The organism is Candidatus Litorirhabdus singularis (genome assembly GCF_026262625.1).
GTDB classification, from domain to species: Bacteria; Pseudomonadota; Gammaproteobacteria; order Pseudomonadales; family Halieaceae; genus Litorirhabdus; species Litorirhabdus singularis.
Genome location: NZ_SHNN01000003.1, coordinates 33,078 through 49,591, shown reverse-complemented (window position 1 = coordinate 49,591; position 16,514 = coordinate 33,078). Strand labels below are relative to the sequence as shown.

Sequence of the window (16,514 nt, the reverse complement as noted above, 5' to 3'; positions counted from 1 at the left end):
GCCCGCATCCACGACTACAGTCGATATGCCTTACGCGCCAGATTATTGGTTAGGTCTACCGCTATCTCAGCGGCCTCGGTTTCAGTAAGTCGATGCTCAGTCACCAGCTCTGCCAGATAACCGCAATCTATCCGTCGTGCTACGTCATGCCGTGCCGGGATGGAGAGAAATGCCCGGGTATCGTCATTGAAGCCTGCGGTATTGTAAAAGCCGGCGGTTTCAGTGGTCTGCTGTCGAAACCGGCGCATGCCCTCGGGGCTGTCATGAAACCACCAGGCCGGGCCTAATAAGAGTGACGGATAGTGTCCCGCCAGTGGCGCTAGTTCGCGGCTGTACGCAGTTTCGTCGAGGGTAAACAGGATTATCGATAGCCCTGGTTCATTGCCGTATTTGTCCAGCAGCGGCTTTAGCGCCTGCACATATTCAGTTTGGCGAGGTATATCTGCGCCCTTATCACGGCCAAAGCGTTCATACAGTGACTGGTTGTGATTGCGATAGCTGCCCGGATGCAGTTGCATCACCAAGTCATCGTCCAGGCTCATGGCGGCCATCTCTGTCAGCATCTGGCCGCGAAATTGTTCGGCGTCACTGGGGCTATGATCGCCTGCGATGACGCGCTGAAAGAGTTTTTCGGCCTGCTGTGCGTCAAGGTTCTCGGTTCCCGCGGTAGGGTGGCCATGATCAGTGGCGGTAGCGCCGTGGCGCTTGAAATACTCTCTGCGCGTGCGGTGCGCATTCAGGTAGCCGCGCCAGCTGCTAGTATCTTCGCCAGTGAGTTGTCCAAATTCAATAAGATTATCTTTAAAGCCATCGTAATCGGGGTCTACCACTGGGTCTGGCCGGTAGGTTGTGATCACCCGACCCTGCCAGTCGCTGTCGATGATGCTGGCGTGATGTTCCAGGGCATCGAGCGGGGATTCTGTAGTGGCCAGTAGCTCAATATTAAAACGTTCGAACAGAGCGCGTGGACGAAACTCATCGCTACTCAATTTGGCATTGATAGTATCAAAATAGGTGTCCGAGCTATTGCCGTCCAATCTCACTTGCATCCCGAACACCTCGGCAAATACGTGATCCAGCCAGAGTCTTGATGGGGTGCCCTGAAATAATGTGTAGTTTTCGCTGAACAGGCGCCAAATTTCTCGCGGGTCCGCGGCTGCGGCGGCACCTTCCTGAGAGCCTATACCCAACTGCTCCAGCGTGATGCCCTGGCTATAAAGCATCCTGAAAACATAGTGATCAGGCGTGATAAACAGCGCGGTCGCGTCGGTAAAGGAATCATTGCTGGCGAACCATTGGGCATCCGTGTGGCCGTGTGGACTGATGATCGGTAGGTCCTTGATAGCCTGATACAGCTGACGAGCAAGGTTACGAGTAGCGGGCTCCGCTGGGAGCAAGCGATCGGGATGCATTTGCAGTGGATCTGACATGGCTTTGATGGGGGTCCGCAATAGAGGAATGCCGTGGCAGATTACGGTTTTGTGGGCGGCTGGGCAAGCGGTTGCTGACAAGCGCCGTCAGGACACATTGGCAGTTTAGCTATCGCTAATACTCGGGAACTACGCGTGATTATTAATCAAGCTGCTGGCGAGTATTGGTGAGGCGCTGTTTGACTGCTAACAGGTGGGCGTCAAACCCGTCGCCCTTGCGCAAGGCCAATGACGTCGCAAGTATATCGATCAGCGTGAGCTGGGCAATGCGTGAGGTCATGGGCGTGTAGAGATCAGTATCTTCATCAGCTTCAATGGCCAATAGCTGCGTGCAGACTGTGGCGAGCGGCGAGTTGGGTGCCGTTATTCCGAGTATGGTGGCGCCTGTGTCAGCCGCAAGCTCCGCCACCTCGGTGAGTGCCCTGGTGCGCCCGGTATACGAAATACAGACCAGGCAATCCTCGGGCGTAAGACTGGCTGTAATCATGCGCTGGCTGATCATCTCGGTGTGCGCCACTACCGGCGTAAAGAAGCGCAGGAACTTGTGTTGAGCATCTATGGCAACCGGTGCTGATGCGCCCAGGCCACAAAAAATTATGGAGCGGGCTTTATCCAAGGCGCTCACTGCTTGCTCCACTGCCTGGCTATCCAGACGGTTAAGAACCCGGGTAAGGCTGGCATGGTTTGCTTCAAACACTTTGGCGATAATCTGACTGGTGGAGTCGTCGGGCTCTATGTCGCGAGCAATGCGCGGCTCTGCGCGAGCTAGTTCAGCGTTAAGTGTCAGCTTGAAGTCAGGAAAACCTTTCAGCCCTAACCCCTTACAGAATCGGTTAACCGTAGGTTCGCTGACACCAACGGAGGCAGCGAGAGTGGCAATTGACATAGAGACCACGGCTTGCGGCTCAGCAAGGACAAAGTCAATCAGCTTGCGAGCTGATTTACTGCGTCTAGCTTCGTGGTTCTGGAGATCTGCCATTAATGACATGTAACACCCTCTATTTATGGTACTGAAAGTAATAAAATTACATTTTTATTGCAAGCTGGTGTCGGAGGTAGAGCGTTAAAGCGAGCTTTCACTACGATGAATTGCGGTTTTTCGGCGGTTTAGCCGATTTTCGTGTGCTAATATCACGTTTCTTCTGAGACACAGTGTTCGGCTGGAAAATCGACCACAAGGTCCGAAGTGGAATATAATTACTTTTCTGAAAGACAGGTGTCCCTCAATGATTGCAGAGAAACTATCTAAAGCGCGTGTGCTGCCGGTGATCACGGCGACTAGCGCCTCAAGTACAGTGGAGCTGGCACGGGCCCTGCACCGCGGTGGCATGCAGGCGGTGGAGATTACGTTGCGCACGTCCGCTGCGTTGGACAGTATTCGCGCGGTGGCAGCAGAGCTGCCAGAACTGCTGGTTGCTGCGGGTACGGTAACTAACCCTGCAGAGCTTGATGCCGCCGTAGCTGCCGGCGCCACTATGGTCGTTAGCCCAGGCTCGACGCCTCAATTATTACGCGCCGCCCGCGATGCCGGTGTGGATTTTGTGCCGGGCGTGGCCACCGCCTCTGAAGTCATGCAGGGCCTTGATGAAGGCTATAGCTGTTTCAAGCTGTTTCCAGCGGTGGCGGTAGGTGGCCTGGCGCTTTTGAAGTCATTGGGTGGGCCTTATCCCGATGTCAGGTTTTGTCCCACTGGCGGTTTGACGCCAGCAAACTTTCGCGATTATCTGGCCTTGCCTAACGTGGTCTGTTGCGGTGGATCATGGATGGTTGCTGCCGATCTGGTAGATAATCAACAATGGGATCAGATAGAAAATTTAGCGCGCGATGCGATGTCGCCGCTGGCACAAGGAGAATAGGTATGACGCAAAAAAAACCCATCCGCGTGGGAATTATGGGCTTCGGTCAGACCGGACGGCAGATCTACGATCTGGCGTCGCGCAGTGATGATGTTGAAGTAGTTGCCATCGCCGATATAGGTAAGCCGGATATCCTCAGCTACCTGTTACGTTCCGAGGTTAAGCAACCGGAGCGGCATACGCTTGAAGGCAACTTTCTGGTGAACCCGAATTTTAAAACCCGGTTAATGGGTATTGATACTCCGGCAGAAACCCCTTGGGATATTTTCGGCGTCGATGCCGTTATAGACTCAACCGGTATTTATGGTGACAGCGGCTCAATGCACGACCACCTCAACAATGGTGCGGGTCGGGTGATATTACGCACGTTACCCGCCGATACCATCGACCGCATTGTTATGCCCGGTATCAATGAGAGCAGTATTACTGCCGCAGACCGGATGATTTCTGCGGGCTCCGCAACGACTACAGCCTTGTGCCTGCTGTTAAACATCCTCTCGCGCCATTTCGACATTGAGTGCGGCAGTATGACCACGATTCATGCTTACACCTCGGATCAGGTATTGCAGGACTATGCCGGTAGCGATATGCGCCGCAGTCGTTCAGCAGCGAAAAATATTATTCCCAATGGTCACGAGGCTCAACACTGGCTGGGTCGCGTGTTGCCGCAATTTGAGGGAAAAATCACTACATCGGCACTCAACGTACCCATCCATGAAGGCTGTTTGCTGGACACCAATTTGGTGCTCAGTGATGCCAGCGTCACGGTTGAGGATATCAACGACGCCGTGCGTAACAGTGTCGGAGACTACCCAGGTATCGTTGATGTGGTAGAAGATCCGATTGTATCTTCGGACGTGATTGGTAACCCCCACTCACTGCTGTTTGATACCAAGGGCACTATCAAGGCCGGTGAGACCATCTTCAAGACTCTGGGTTGGTATGAAAATCTGGGTCACGCCGCGCGCCTGTTGGATGTGGTGCGCTTGTACGCTGAGTTAGATCGTCAGGAGGGCGCAGCATGAAAGTTGCTATTAATGGATTTGGCCGCATCGGCCGCTCGGTATTTCGGATTTTGGACGAGGTTGAAGGTATTGACGTGGTCGCGATCAACGACCTGTTCGACTATGACGCACTGCGTTACCTGCTGGATTACGACACCGTTATGGGCCCATTCGGTAAGCGTCTGGAATTGGACGGTGATGAATTTGTTACCGACAAAGGCCGCACCAAGTTATTGAGCGTGCGCGACCCTGCTGATCTACCCTGGGCAGAAATGGGTATTGATGCGGTGGTTGAAGCCACTGGTGTATTTCGTAAGCGGGCGCAGCTCGAAGGGCACCTGCAGGCGGGTGCTGGACGCGTAGTGCTCACAGTACCGGCAGCGGAGCCGATTGACTACACCGTGGTGATAGGCGTCAACGATGATGGTCTGCTCCCGGAACACCGAATTATCTCCAACGCAAGTTGTACTACCAACTGTCTGGCGCCGATGGCGCGCGTGCTGCATGAGGAGTTCGGAATTGTTGAAGGCGTTATCAACACTGTTCATGCCTACACCAACGACCAGCGTCTGGCCGATGTGCCGCACTCTGACTGGCGTCGTAGCCGTGCTGCTGCCGAAAATATTATCCCCACCTCCACTGGAGCTGCCAAGGCCGTGGGTGAGGTACTGCCGGACTTGAATGGTCGTCTCCACGGTATCGCTGCGAGGGTTCCGGTACCCGATGGCTCGGTGGTAGATCTGTTCACGAAATTAGAGAAATCAGTGAGTGTTGACGATGTTAACGCGGTAGTCAGGGCAGCGTCCCAACAGGACCACCTCAGCGGTATTCTGTCTTTCAGTGAAGTGCCTATTGTGTCTTCGGATATTATTGGTAACGCCCATTCGTCAATTTACGATTCGCAGTTTACTGCGGTAACAGGTGACCGCTACCTGCGCGTGCTCAACTGGTATGACAACGAATGGGGCTACTCCAGTCGTGTGTGTGACTTGCTCGCGCGCATTGGGAAGTGGAGCTAACGGGCGCTATGAAAATTCCAGCGGCGGATCCTGATTACACCAGCCTGCGCAGTAATGTTAGTGCGCTCGGTAGTTTGTTGGGTGAGACGATCTCTCAGGCTCAGGGGCCTGAGCTGTTGGCGCTGGTAGAGCAGATACGTACCTTGTCACGCGCAGCACGTGACGGCGAGACAGAGGCCGGTGAGCAGTTGCTGGTGCTATTGCGGGGTCTTAGTAACGAGCAGTTGGTGCCGGTAGCGCGGGCCTTTAGTCAGTTTTTAAGCCTGGCCAATATCGCCGATCAACACCATACCGTGTCGCGCGAGATGGCGCCCCTGTTCTCGGCTTCAGAGACGCTCGCCAGTGGTTTTGGTGAATTGTTGGAAGAGGGTGCTAGCGCTGATGCTCTGCACGGTGCCATCGCGGAGCTAAAAATTGAGCTGGTATTAACTGCGCACCCCACTGAAATCATGCGCCGTACCTTGATTCATAAACACAGTGAAATCCGTGGCTGTCTGAGCCAATTGGAGCTTAGTGGACTGACCGATCGCGAGCGGGACAAGCTGCAAAAGCGGCTGCGCGAACTGGTGACCCAGATCTGGTTTGGCGATGATTTTCGTGCGTCCAGACCGTCTCCAGTAGACGAGGCCAAGTGGGGCTTTGCGGTCGTGGAAGACTCTCTCTGGCATGCGGTGCCGGAATACCTGCGCCGTCTTGATTTGGCACTGTTTGACGCCTGTGGTGTGCACTTGCCGTTGGATGCAGCGCCGGTGACATTTGTTTCCTGGATGGGCGGCGATCGCGACGGTAACCCGAATGTTACAGCTGATATAACCGAGGAAGTGCTGTTGCTGAGTCGCTGGCAGGCGGCCGATCTCTATCTGGGTGACCTCATTGCTTTGGTAGAAGAACTGTCGATGACTGCCGCCAATGCTGATGTGCATGCGCTGGTGGGTGAGGCGCGCGAACCGTATCGGGTTTTGCTGCGCGACCTGCGTGACCGTATGCGGCGCACCCGTGCTGCCATTGAACTGCAGCTGGAGTCTCAGCCCATCGAAGATGAGGACATCTTTACCGATGTCGATCAGCTGTGGCAGCCGCTACATACCTGTTATACCTCACTGCATGAATGCGGTATGGGCCTTGTAGCAGAGGGCGCCTTATTGGACCTGCTGCGCAAGGTACGTTGCTTTGGTCTACATCTGGTGCGTCACGATGTGCGTCAGGACAGTGCCAGACATACTCAGGTCTTCGCCGAGCTCACCGAGTATCTGGAATTGGGCCGCTATGAAGACTGGGATGAGGCGCAAAAGCAGAGCTTTCTGTTGGAGCAGCTTGGCAATCGTCGACCTTTGATTCCCCAGCGTTGGCAGCCGTCAGAAGATGTCGCTGAAGTTTTGGCTACCTGTGCGGTGGTCGCCGCCCAGCCGCCCTCAGCCTTGGCAGCGTATGTGATTTCGATGGCCCGTCAGCCGTCTGACGTTTTGGCCGTGCAGCTTTTGTTGCGTGAAGCGGGCTGCGACTTTGAGGTGCCAGTGGTACCGCTATTTGAAACCCTCGATGACTTGTCGCGGGCTCGTGACATTGTTTCGCAGCTGCTGTCGCAGCCTTGGTATAAAGACACCATCAAGGGCGAACTGATGGTCATGATCGGTTACTCCGACTCGGCCAAGGACGCAGGTGTACTGGCCGCAAGTTGGGCCCAGTATACGGCTCAGGAATCGCTGTTAGCGATATGCGAGGAGCACGACGTTAAGTTGACGCTGTTTCATGGCCGGGGCGGCAGTATTGGTCGCGGTGGCGCCCCTGCACACGCTGCCTTGTTATCGCAACCGCCAGGCTCATTGCGCAATGGTTTGCGGGTTACTGAGCAGGGCGAAATGATTCGCGCCAAGCTGGGCTGGACCTCGTTGGCAATTAAGACGCTGGCTCTGTACACCACCGCGATTTGTCGAGCCAATTTGATGACTCCACCAGAGCCGCGCGCAGAGTGGCGTGCGCTGATGGAGAAAATGTCGGCTGATTCCTGTGCTGCCTATCGTGCTGTGGTGCGCGAAGAACCCGATTTTGTGCCCTACTTCAGGCACGCGACTCCTGAGCAGGAGCTGGCCAAGTTGCCGCTGGGTTCGCGCCCTGCACGTCGCGGTGGCGGTGGTGGCATTGAAAGCCTGCGCGCAATTCCCTGGATTTTTGCCTGGTCGCAGAACCGGCTCATGCTGCCGGCCTGGCTTGGTGCTGGTGCGGCACTGCAAATGTCACTGGAACGTGGCGAGGGCGATACGCTGCGAGCGATGGTCCGGGAGTGGCCTTTCTTTGCAGCCCGTATTTCGATGTTAGAAATGGTTTACGCCAAGTCCGATAGCGGTCTTTCCGCTTTTTACGACGGGCGTCTGGTACCACCTGAGTGGCGCCATATTGGCGAACGCCTGCGTGAGCAATTGGCGGCTGATTGCAGCACCGTGTTGAATATTGCGGGTCAAGACAAGCTGCTCAATAGCGAGCCCTGGGTGCGTCAATCACTGCAGTTGCGTGATATTTATACAGACCCGCTTAACTATCTGCAGGCGGAATTGCTGCAGCGCAATAGAGCGCAGTCAGAGCCATTTTTGGAACAGGCCATCATGGTGACTATTGCGGGTATCGCCGCGGGTATGCGCAATACGGGCTGAGGAATTGACCGCTCATGGGTTTAGCGAGCTGCTCAGGCCGGTATTAATAAAGTAACGCGCAGGCCACTGCCGGTATTCTCGGCGCGGATGCTGCCTCCGTGTTGGTGCACGGCACGGCTGGCAATGGAGAGGCCCAGGCCATAACCTCCGGTTTCGCGCTGGCGTGCATCATCCACCCGATAAAAGGCTTCGAATATGTGCTCCAGAGCGGCCTCGGGAATACCCTGCCCCTGATCGGTCACGGTGACTTGATAAGCGTCGCCGTCTCGTTCTAGCGCAACCTCGATAGTGGAGTGGGGTGCGGTATAGGTCAGCGCATTGCGGGTGACATTCTCGAAGGCCTTCTTCAGTAAGTCTGTGTGTGTAAGTACTACGGCCTCTTCAAGACTCGTGGTAAACCTGCAGGCCTTGTTACTGCTGGCGGCTTCAAAGCCAATATCTTCGCACAGCTCGGTGAGTAATCCGACCAGATCAATACTATCCTCCAGCACCAGCCTGCCTGCAGGCACAGCTAGTAACTGACCAACCAGTTCGTCCAGTCGCGTCACCTCTTTTTCTAGCCGCTGCATCTGTTTAGCCGCTTGTTGCGGCGACGTCTCTCCCAGTGCGAGCGCCACCCGCATGCGCGCCAGTGGCGAACGCAGTTCATGGGAAACATCGCGTAGCAGTCGTTGTTGGGTTTCGATCTGCTCCTGCAGCTGGGCGGCCATACTGTTAAAGCTGCGGCCCAGAGCTGAGGTTTCGCCACCGCCGGAGATTGGTACGGGAATGCGCGTGTCCAGTGCGCCCTGTGCAAGTTGCTGCGACGCCTGTTGAAGTTGCCGTAGCGGCCGGGTCAGATAACGCGCTACCGCGTAACTAATCAGTCCACTGATAAGCACAGCCAGTAGTAGGCGTAGCCAGAGATGTTCGGTAATTACTCGCAGTAGCGCAGAGGCAGGCGGTCTGGCGGCGATAACCACGGTTAGCTGTCCGCGCTGTGGTCGATAAATTTCCTGCCCGAACAGCGTGTAGTCTGCTGTGGGGATCGCCGCTCTGCGGCGGTAGCCCTGCAGCTGATTGAGTATGTCTTTGGTGCCCGGGAGAGCGCTGCGGCCAAAGATCTCCTGTTGCTGTGTGTTGAACAGGAACACTTGCAGCCCAGACTTCTGTTCAATTCTTTCCAGCGTATCCTGCAATGAAGCCTCAGGAGCGTTTTGCAGCGAGTACAGAATTCTGAAGGTTTCCCGCGGCGGTCGGAGGTGTGGCCGCTTCTGCCTGGGCGTCAGCTTGTCAGCATGGCCGGCTGTTTCAGTTTCCATTACTTGGCGGGAACGGGGTCTTAGATGCTCGGGGGGCCTCTGCTCACCACTTTTCGGACCGCGGTTGGCGTCGGGTGGGCCACGGTGATAGTCAAAGTCACGTGGCGTTTCTGCAGCGGAGAGCTCAGGTACATCGGGACTGAAGTAGCGCGCGGCCAGCATCCAGCTGCCCGTGATAGCGATCATGGCGAGCCAAATGGCGAGAAAAATGCGCGTAAACAGATTTAGCATTAGTTCGCGCTCGACAGCGTCAGTTGATAGCCGACGCCGCGCACGCTCATGATCAGCTCACGCTGCTGTTCGGGGATCTTCTTACGCAGGTTACTGATATGCACATCGATACTGCGATCATAGGCGGTGAGTGCGCGCCCCAGAGCCTGCTGCGACAGGGTTTCCTTGTCTACCACGGTGCCTGCTCGCTCCATGAGTACGGCCAGCACATTAAACTCAGCGGTGGTCAGCTTGAGTGCCTCATCGGCAAAGTGGACGCTACGATCTGCCGGGTTGAGTCGCAGATCTTCGCACTCAAGCAGTCCGCGCTTGGGTTCACTGCCGCGGTGATCACTGCGTCGCAGTACTGCGCGCAGGCGCGCGGCCAATTCGCGGGGGTTACAGGGTTTGGGGAGATAGTCGTCGGCGCCCATTTCCAGGCCAACAATGCGGTCGGTGGCATCGCCGCGGGCGGTTAACATGATCACGGGGGTCTCAGAGAATTCGCGCAGCCTGCGCAGTACATCAAAGCCCTGTACGCGCGGCAGCATGACGTCCAGCACAATCGCGCTGAAGCTTTCAGTTCGGCACAGTTCAATGCTGTCAGCGCCATCGTGCACGCTGCTGACGTTGAAACCTTCCAGAGTCAGAAACTCTGCCAGCAGGGCGCAGAGCTCCTTGTCGTCGTCGATGATCAGTATGCGTGATTCCATGCACACAGTTTGAACAAGCCTGGGCTGCTTGTCATCCGGCATTACCCGGAGCGAAACTAACTTTACATTTCTTTACAGCTCTAGGGTACGTAGACCTCGTTCCTCAATAAAACTGCCCAGACTATCGGCGGTGCTTTGGCTGGTGATAACAGCGGTGCTGACTTGTCCCTGACGCAGGTAGGTATCGGTAACCCGACGTAAGTCCTCCAGAGTCAGGTCCAGTGTGCGCTGGCGAAAACGCTCGCGCAGCTCATGACTACGTCCAAACAGATTGTTGTGAAAATGCTGCTTGGCTTCACCGGCCGGCGAGCTGGGTTTGTCCAGGGAGCCTATGACACCGAGGATAGCCTGCTCGAGGGTGTCTTCGTCATGCATTTCACTCATCATCCATTCGATAGCGGCCTCAAAATCGGTCAGGGTCTCTACCAGACGTGGATCGCGGTAGGAGTAAAACCGGAAGGCGCCGATATTGGAATCCTGCGAAGCACCGCCGCCGTAGGCACCGCCCTGTTCTCGAATAGTACGATGCAAATAGCCGTTACGCAGAAAGCCGCCCAGCACCGACAGGGCTGGTGAATCAGGGTGATCCAGCGCCACGGTGGGGTAGGCGGTGGCGCAGAAATTGACCTGGGTGTTGGCCACCCACAGTTCACGGCGCTGTTCGCGGAAAGGCTCTGGCTGGTAGCAAGCAGCGTTGTCATCGGTACTAAAGCCTGACCAAACCGAGGCGCTGGTGTCACACACACCGTCCAGTTGTTCCTGTTCCGCTACAATCAAAAACTGATGGGGCATGCTTTGCGAGCGCTGGTGCAGTACCTGCAGGCGTGCGGCGAAAGCTTCCAGCTCGGTATCATCACGCAGCGAATCATCCAGCGCTTTGGTGGACTGGATACCGGCCAGACCAGAGAGTTCATGGCTCAACAGTGCCGCGGGGCTCATGCCGGCGCTGGCCGCTGCCATTGCCAGACCGTGACCATTGCCGGTCACAGACTGCTCGCGACGCGCGCGCTGTTGGGCAATCAGTTCCCGTATCCGATCCAATTCATCGAATCTGGCGTTTTCCAGCGTGTCGCGCATCAGTTGAGATTGTTCCTTCTGATTACGCAATAGTGCCTTGGCGGACAGTATCAGCCAGGCCGATACATTCTGCTCGTTGTCAGCACCACCGCGCATGCTGGTAAAGGCATTGATGCTGCCGCAGGTGGCTGACTGGCGATCCTGTATATCGAGATAGTCGGCGTCGCCCAGGCCCACTTCGGTGAGAATATTGCTGTAGTAGGGCAACAGTTGCATGCTCTCCCGATCCAGCGCGGGCATCGGTGCCACCGCCTGTTGATAGACCAGGCCGTTGGTGCCCTGACCATAACTGGTGCAGGCAAAACCGGCTATTTCACGGGTGCTTGCCTCCAGCTCAGGTAATGCTGCCGGTACGTCAGAGAGTTCTACCTTCGGCAGTATGGACTCGTCATCCTTCTGCTCCTGGCGCTGGCTCAAGGCTGTCGCCAAATCCACTACGGCCTGTGTTTGATCGTTGTCCAGTCCGGCCTTGATCACTGCCAGTCGCTCCGCCTCGGCTTGCTGGCGCTGTTGCGACAATTCGCGATCCGGGGTCATGACCAATGTCACCCGGTGTGGGTTTTCAAGCAGCAGTTTGCGCGCCAGTCCCTTGATGTAGTCGGGGTCTTTGATCTGTTGCTGCAACTGCTCCAGTACCGGGTCCAAATTGAGCACGGCAATGGGGTCGCTGTAATGGGTGGCGCAGCCCAGCGCCGTCAGGGTCAACTGCAGGCCATAGGGGTAACTGTCACCGCTGATCTCGCGCTGATGTAATTCCAGCTGGTGCAGCACCGCTTCCAGCCGGTTGGGGGCAACTCCTTCCTCAGCTACCTGAGTCAGCACTTCCATTACCAGTGCTTCCACCGCGTCAACATGTTCAGGCTCACTGCCTTCTACGCCACACACAAAGACCATCTCGCGCATGGAGTCCTCCAGTCCACCCAGGGGTGAAGGAGCCTGTCCCAGCGAGGTCTTCTCCAGCGCCTGTTGCAGCGGGGAAGCGCTGTTGTCCAGTAACACGCTGGCGAGCAGCTGTGCTTCCAGTAGTTGTTGTAAGTCGGTGCTCTCGCCCAACATCCAGCCCACCACAATATGGGTTTTGTCATCGGTGCTGCCGCTGTCGTCAAAGGCATAGGTTTCGCTGATACGCAGCGGTTGCAGGAGACGCTGCTCAGCAGGCACTTGAATGCGTTGGTCCAGCTTCTCAAAGCGTGACAGAGCGAGTTCTTCAAAGCGCTGGTGGTGCTCCGCAGCTGGTATATCGCCAAAGGTCATGAAGATGGCGTTACTGGGGTGGTAGTGACTTTGGTAAAACTCCTGCAGTTCCTCATAGCTGAGGTCGGGTATGCAGGCCGGGTCGCCGCCACTGTTGTAGTGGTAAGTGGTGCTGGGAAACAGATGCGTGCACAGGGTCTGCCAGAGGCTGCTGGTAACCGAACTCATGGCACCTTTCATCTCGTTAAACACCACACCCTTGTAGACCAGCTCTGAACTGGTATCGCCCGGTGTAGCAAATTCAATACGGTGACCTTCTTGGGCAAAGTCCAGGGGGTCCAGGCGCGAGAAGAACACCGCGTCCATGTACACCTCAAGCAGATTGTTGAAATCCTTACGGTTCTGACTGGCAAACGGGTAGGCGGTCCAGTCACTGCTGGTAAACGCGTTCATAAACGTATTCAGTGAGCGTCGCAGCATCATAAAGAATGGGTCGCGAACCGGGTACTTTTCGCTGCCACACAGCGCCGTGTGCTCCAGTATGTGAGCGACGCCAGTGGAATCGTGAGGCACGGTGCGCAGGGCGACCATGAAAACGTTCTCATTGTTCTCTGCTGCCAGATGATAGTGCACGCTGCCCGTGGCGCGATGCTCATATTGCTCCACCTGCAGGTTCAGTGAATCAATGTGCTCATTGCGAACGAGTTTGAAGGCGCTCTGTGGTTCGGCTTGGGTCATGCTGCGGCATACTCTCTATCAAGGGGCGGCTATTCTAGCGTGTTTTCGTTACCGGCATAACCGTGGTAACAGTCTCGGTCTAGATACGGTTTCGGGACAGGTCCCGGATCAAAAAGCGGGCCGGATTTAGCGCCCGTGCCAGCGCGGTAGTGACGGGTAGTGGCTCATTACAAATTTGTGCGGCCAGCAATTCCGCTGTCAGCGGCGTCGATGTCAGCCCTCGCGAGCCGTGGGCTGTGCTCAGGTACAGGCCGGGCAGATAAGCCCCCGCCTCTGGAATCACGCGGCGCGCGTTGCGGCGTAAGGCGGCGAAGGTGTCGATAAACGCTTCACGATCTGGCACCGGGCCTGCCATAGGCAGGTAATCGGGGCTGGCGCAACGAAATCCGACCCGTCCCTGCCAATCTTGCCTGGCGTTTTGCCGGAGGTTTAGAGCGGGCAGGGCGCGCTCCAGTGCCTGCAGGTTGCGTTCGTGATCTGCTGCACGTAGCGCCAATTCCGTATCATCAATATCAAAGGTGGCACCGATGCAGTGACTGTTGGCGCTGGCTGGTGCGATATAGCCATCGTGACAGATGACGCTGCGCAACTCCTGCAAGTCCCCGCTGCTGGCCAGTTCGGTAGTCTGGCCGCGGATTTTCTGTAATGGCAGCCAGTCGGTGGCGGCGAACTGACTGCTGCTGATGCCAGTGGCCAAAATGGCGATTTCTGCCTCGGCCTGAGCAGTGCCGTTGGTATCTAACAGAGCCCAGCCCTGAGGCTGCGCCGCCAGTGACAGTGGCCCACACTGCTGCCGGATTTCGATTCGTGGATTATTTAGCAATGCGCGGCAGATTCCAGCTGGTTCCATCCACCCAGCTCCCGGATACCAGAGTCCAGCGGGAGAATCGGCGAGTCCAGTGGCTGCTGAGCTGGCTGCCGGGTCTAGATATTGCACCAGCTCTGGCAAGGACTGCACGGTGTCGAACAACTCGTGGCTCGGGCCCCAGGTGGCCAAGGCGTGTAGTGCGCCGCAGAGTTCACCGTCGCTGCCAGACTGCAGCGCTCCGCTGCCCAACAGCGCTTGGTAGAGGCGCACTGCATAGCTGTAACTGTGCACAGAGAAACTATTCAGGTCCGAGCTGCGGTGCGAGAGCCGTGTATACAGAACGCCCTGCCGATTGCCAGAGGCGCCGCTGGCAACCTCGTTTTCATCCAGTACAGTGACGTGCCAGCCGCGTCGCGCCAATGCGGCGGCGACGGTGGCGCCGGCCAGCCCTGCACCTAATACGATGGCATGGCGGACTCTGGGTTGAATGGGGTTGTGGTGGTGCCAGGGGGTGGCCGGCGACTCCGGACGCGGCGCAGCAGTTTGCAGCAGTTGCCCGTGACACACCTCGCGTTTGGGGCCATAGCCCGATGCTTTGGTGACACTGAACCCGGCTTCGCTGAGACCGCGTCTTACCTCGCCAGCAGCGGTAAACGTGGCGAAAGTGGCGCCATTGGCGCTCAGTTGTGCCATACGCTGATAGAGCTGTGGTTGCCACATATCCGGATTGCGGGCGGGGGTGAAACCGTCAAGAAACCAGCAGTCTATGCGCAAATTGGGGTCCAGTAAGTGCTCTTTGCTGGCCTCCAGCACGTCCCCGAAGACCAGATCAAGTATCACCTGACCACCGTTAAAGCTGAGCCGGTGCAAGCCGGGTAAAGGTGGCGGGTAAGTGGCCAGCAGAGGCTGAGTAAAGCGCTCTAATTGGGTCCAATGCTGCAGCGCGCGGGTCAGATCAGCCTGACGCAGCGGAAACTTTTCGTAACTGATGTAGTGAAGGGTTTGGCACTGTCCCGGTTGTTGTTGCCAAGCCTGCCAGGCGGCAAGAAAGTTGAGACCGGTGCCAAACCCGGTTTCAGCGATGGTAAAACGTGCGCGTTGTTGCCAGGCAGCGGGTAAGTCGTTGCCTTGCAGAAACACGTACTGCGATTCTTCGAGTCCGTCTGCGCTTGAGTAATAGTAGTCATCGAAGTGGGGCGAGTGTGGTTGGTCGCCCTCCCAGTTTAATTCGGGTGCGGGCGCGGCCTGCCAAGGAGGTGTGGCATTCATACGGGAGTACAGGAGTTGACGGTCAGGCGGGGGCTTGGCATCGGCGCATCATACCAGAGCGGGGCCGTGGCAAAAAATACTCATGTGCCCGGTACTGGCGTTTGGCCTGCTGCGGGTTTAGACTTGCCGCCATGAGCCAATATGAACAGCACAGTATGCCGCAGGAAAAATTCCTGACGGTCGCCAATAACGTCATTCACCAGTCCTTGCTGGAAGCCCAGCGCACCTCGGCAAAGAATATATTCAATGCCCTGATGGACAAAAAGCGGGTGGCGTTGATCACCTTGCGCATGGAAGATGGCTCGGAATCACGCTTTGATTTGATGCTGGACCACAGTGAATTTCGCGGCAAACTCAATTTTGGTTCGTTCCGTGCCAGTGTGCAGTCACTGGTTGCGTCAGTCAGTGACTTGTTGCGTGATGAAAAGCAGTTGACCACTTTCAAAGATCAGGACAGTTCCGCCGTTCTGTTTGGTATACCCGGGTTTACCGAGGAGGAGGGTGAGCTCAACGCAATGATGCTGGCCTCTACAACAGATGTTCCTGGCACCGTACTGCTAAAACTGCAGTACATGGACCCCGCCCAATTCCTTGAGCAGCCAGCAGGCTCCTAAACAGCTTGCAGCTATTGGCAGAATAAATTCTGCCCCACAAGAGGTGGGTGGTCTGTACCATCCGTGGGTCCGAAATCATTCGGACAAACCCCGCCGCCTATAAAGGCGCCGATAAGCAATCAGATTACTGCCGATAAAGAACACCTCCATCAGCACCGCTATTGGCGTGCCCACCAGAATATTGTGAATCATCATCACCGAGGATGCGGCCATCATAAACATACGGAATTGCTTATCCGAATGCCTGAACGCGGCCCAGGTGGAGAGCCCAGTGGCGATGGTGGCAAGCACAGTAAGCAAACCGCTATACGTGAGCACCGCATTGACCAATACCATGGCAAAAAACAGGTAAAACAGCCTGTCATCACGCCAGTACATAGACACTGTAAAGCGCACCGCAGCAATAGTGGTGGTTACCGCCGCCGTATAGGCTTCTAGCAGATAAAAATGGGCCGCCAGGAACACACAGCCAATCACCAGACACAGCTTTACAGCTCGTTGATCGCGAAACTGAAAGCTCACGGTACTGAAGAAAAACGTTATTCCCACCAGTATCTGAGAAAGAACAAAGTCGGACATATTAGGAGCGCTCAGGCGTGGTAGCCCAAAGATTCAAGGCCGGAGAGTCTAACC

At 56.3% G+C, this 16,514-nt stretch carries 12 protein-coding genes; 5 read left to right on the top strand and 7 right to left on the bottom strand.

The annotated features are described in order from the left end of the window. Positions 1-14: 14 nt before the first annotated feature. Together uxaC and hexR are read right to left on the bottom strand one after the other, a co-directional pair. Positions 15-1,430 carry a glucuronate isomerase gene (gene uxaC, locus EYC98_RS14680; protein ID WP_279246127.1) on the bottom strand — a complete coding sequence of 472 codons (1,416 nt, stop codon included), beginning with the start codon at positions 1,428-1,430 and terminating at the stop codon, positions 15-17. Positions 1,431-1,572: 142 nt separating this feature from the next. Continuing rightward, positions 1,573-2,418 carry a transcriptional regulator HexR gene (gene hexR, locus EYC98_RS14675; RefSeq protein ID WP_279246126.1) on the bottom strand — a complete coding sequence of 282 codons (846 nt, stop codon included), beginning with the start codon at positions 2,416-2,418 and terminating at the stop codon, positions 1,573-1,575. A 238-nt stretch (positions 2,419-2,656) separates the two neighbouring features. Here hexR and EYC98_RS14670 point away from each other — a divergent pair, with 238 nt between their 5' ends. From EYC98_RS14670 to ppc, 4 genes are read left to right on the top strand one after another with little or no spacing between them, the layout of a single operon-like run. Next, a complete protein-coding gene (locus EYC98_RS14670) occupies positions 2,657-3,286 on the top strand; it encodes a bifunctional 4-hydroxy-2-oxoglutarate aldolase/2-dehydro-3-deoxy-phosphogluconate aldolase (RefSeq protein WP_279246125.1) in 630 nt (209 codons plus the stop codon). Between the two features lie 2 nt (positions 3,287-3,288). After that, positions 3,289-4,311: a type I glyceraldehyde-3-phosphate dehydrogenase gene (locus tag EYC98_RS14665; RefSeq protein WP_279246124.1), complete on the top strand. Its 1,023-nt coding sequence runs from the start codon at positions 3,289-3,291 to the stop codon at positions 4,309-4,311. Then, positions 4,308-5,309, top strand: a complete 1,002-nt coding sequence (gene gap, locus EYC98_RS14660) for a type I glyceraldehyde-3-phosphate dehydrogenase (protein ID WP_279246123.1) — start codon at positions 4,308-4,310, stop codon at positions 5,307-5,309. Before EYC98_RS14665 ends, gap begins: the two co-directional genes overlap by 4 nt. A gap of 8 nt (positions 5,310-5,317) precedes the next feature. Next, positions 5,318-7,957, top strand: coding sequence for a phosphoenolpyruvate carboxylase (gene ppc, locus EYC98_RS14655; protein ID WP_279246122.1), 2,640 nt, complete (start codon positions 5,318-5,320; stop codon positions 7,955-7,957). A 32-nt stretch (positions 7,958-7,989) separates the two neighbouring features. Here ppc and EYC98_RS14650 read toward each other — a convergent pair whose 3' ends face one another. The 4 genes from EYC98_RS14650 to mnmC form a co-directional block, all read right to left on the bottom strand. Continuing rightward, on the bottom strand, positions 7,990-9,489 hold the full coding sequence (locus EYC98_RS14650) for an ATP-binding protein (protein ID WP_279246121.1): 1,500 nt from the start codon (positions 9,487-9,489) through the stop codon (positions 7,990-7,992). Beyond that, complete coding sequence (locus tag EYC98_RS14645) at positions 9,489-10,181, bottom strand: response regulator transcription factor (RefSeq protein ID WP_279246120.1); 693 nt, start codon at positions 10,179-10,181, stop codon at positions 9,489-9,491. Before EYC98_RS14645 ends, EYC98_RS14650 begins: the two co-directional genes overlap by 1 nt. Before the next feature lie 72 nt (positions 10,182-10,253). Then, on the bottom strand, positions 10,254-13,190 hold the full coding sequence (locus EYC98_RS14640; RefSeq protein WP_279246119.1) for an insulinase family protein: 2,937 nt from the start codon (positions 13,188-13,190) through the stop codon (positions 10,254-10,256). A 79-nt stretch (positions 13,191-13,269) separates the two neighbouring features. Beyond that, on the bottom strand, positions 13,270-15,267 hold the full coding sequence (gene mnmC / locus EYC98_RS14635) for a bifunctional tRNA (5-methylaminomethyl-2-thiouridine)(34)-methyltransferase MnmC2/FAD-dependent 5-carboxymethylaminomethyl-2-thiouridine(34) oxidoreductase MnmC1 (protein ID WP_279246118.1): 1,998 nt from the start codon (positions 15,265-15,267) through the stop codon (positions 13,270-13,272). 131 nt (positions 15,268-15,398) lie between these two features. Here mnmC and EYC98_RS14630 point away from each other — a divergent pair, with 131 nt between their 5' ends. Then, a complete protein-coding gene (locus tag EYC98_RS14630) occupies positions 15,399-15,881 on the top strand; it encodes a hypothetical protein (protein ID WP_279246117.1) in 483 nt (160 codons plus the stop codon). A gap of 75 nt (positions 15,882-15,956) precedes the next feature. On the opposite strand, the gene EYC98_RS14625 is transcribed toward EYC98_RS14630, so the two are convergent. After that, positions 15,957-16,460 (bottom strand): YgjV family protein, encoded by a 504-nt coding sequence (locus tag EYC98_RS14625; protein ID WP_279246116.1) that lies wholly within the window; start codon positions 16,458-16,460, stop codon positions 15,957-15,959. Positions 16,461-16,514 lie beyond the last annotated feature (54 nt).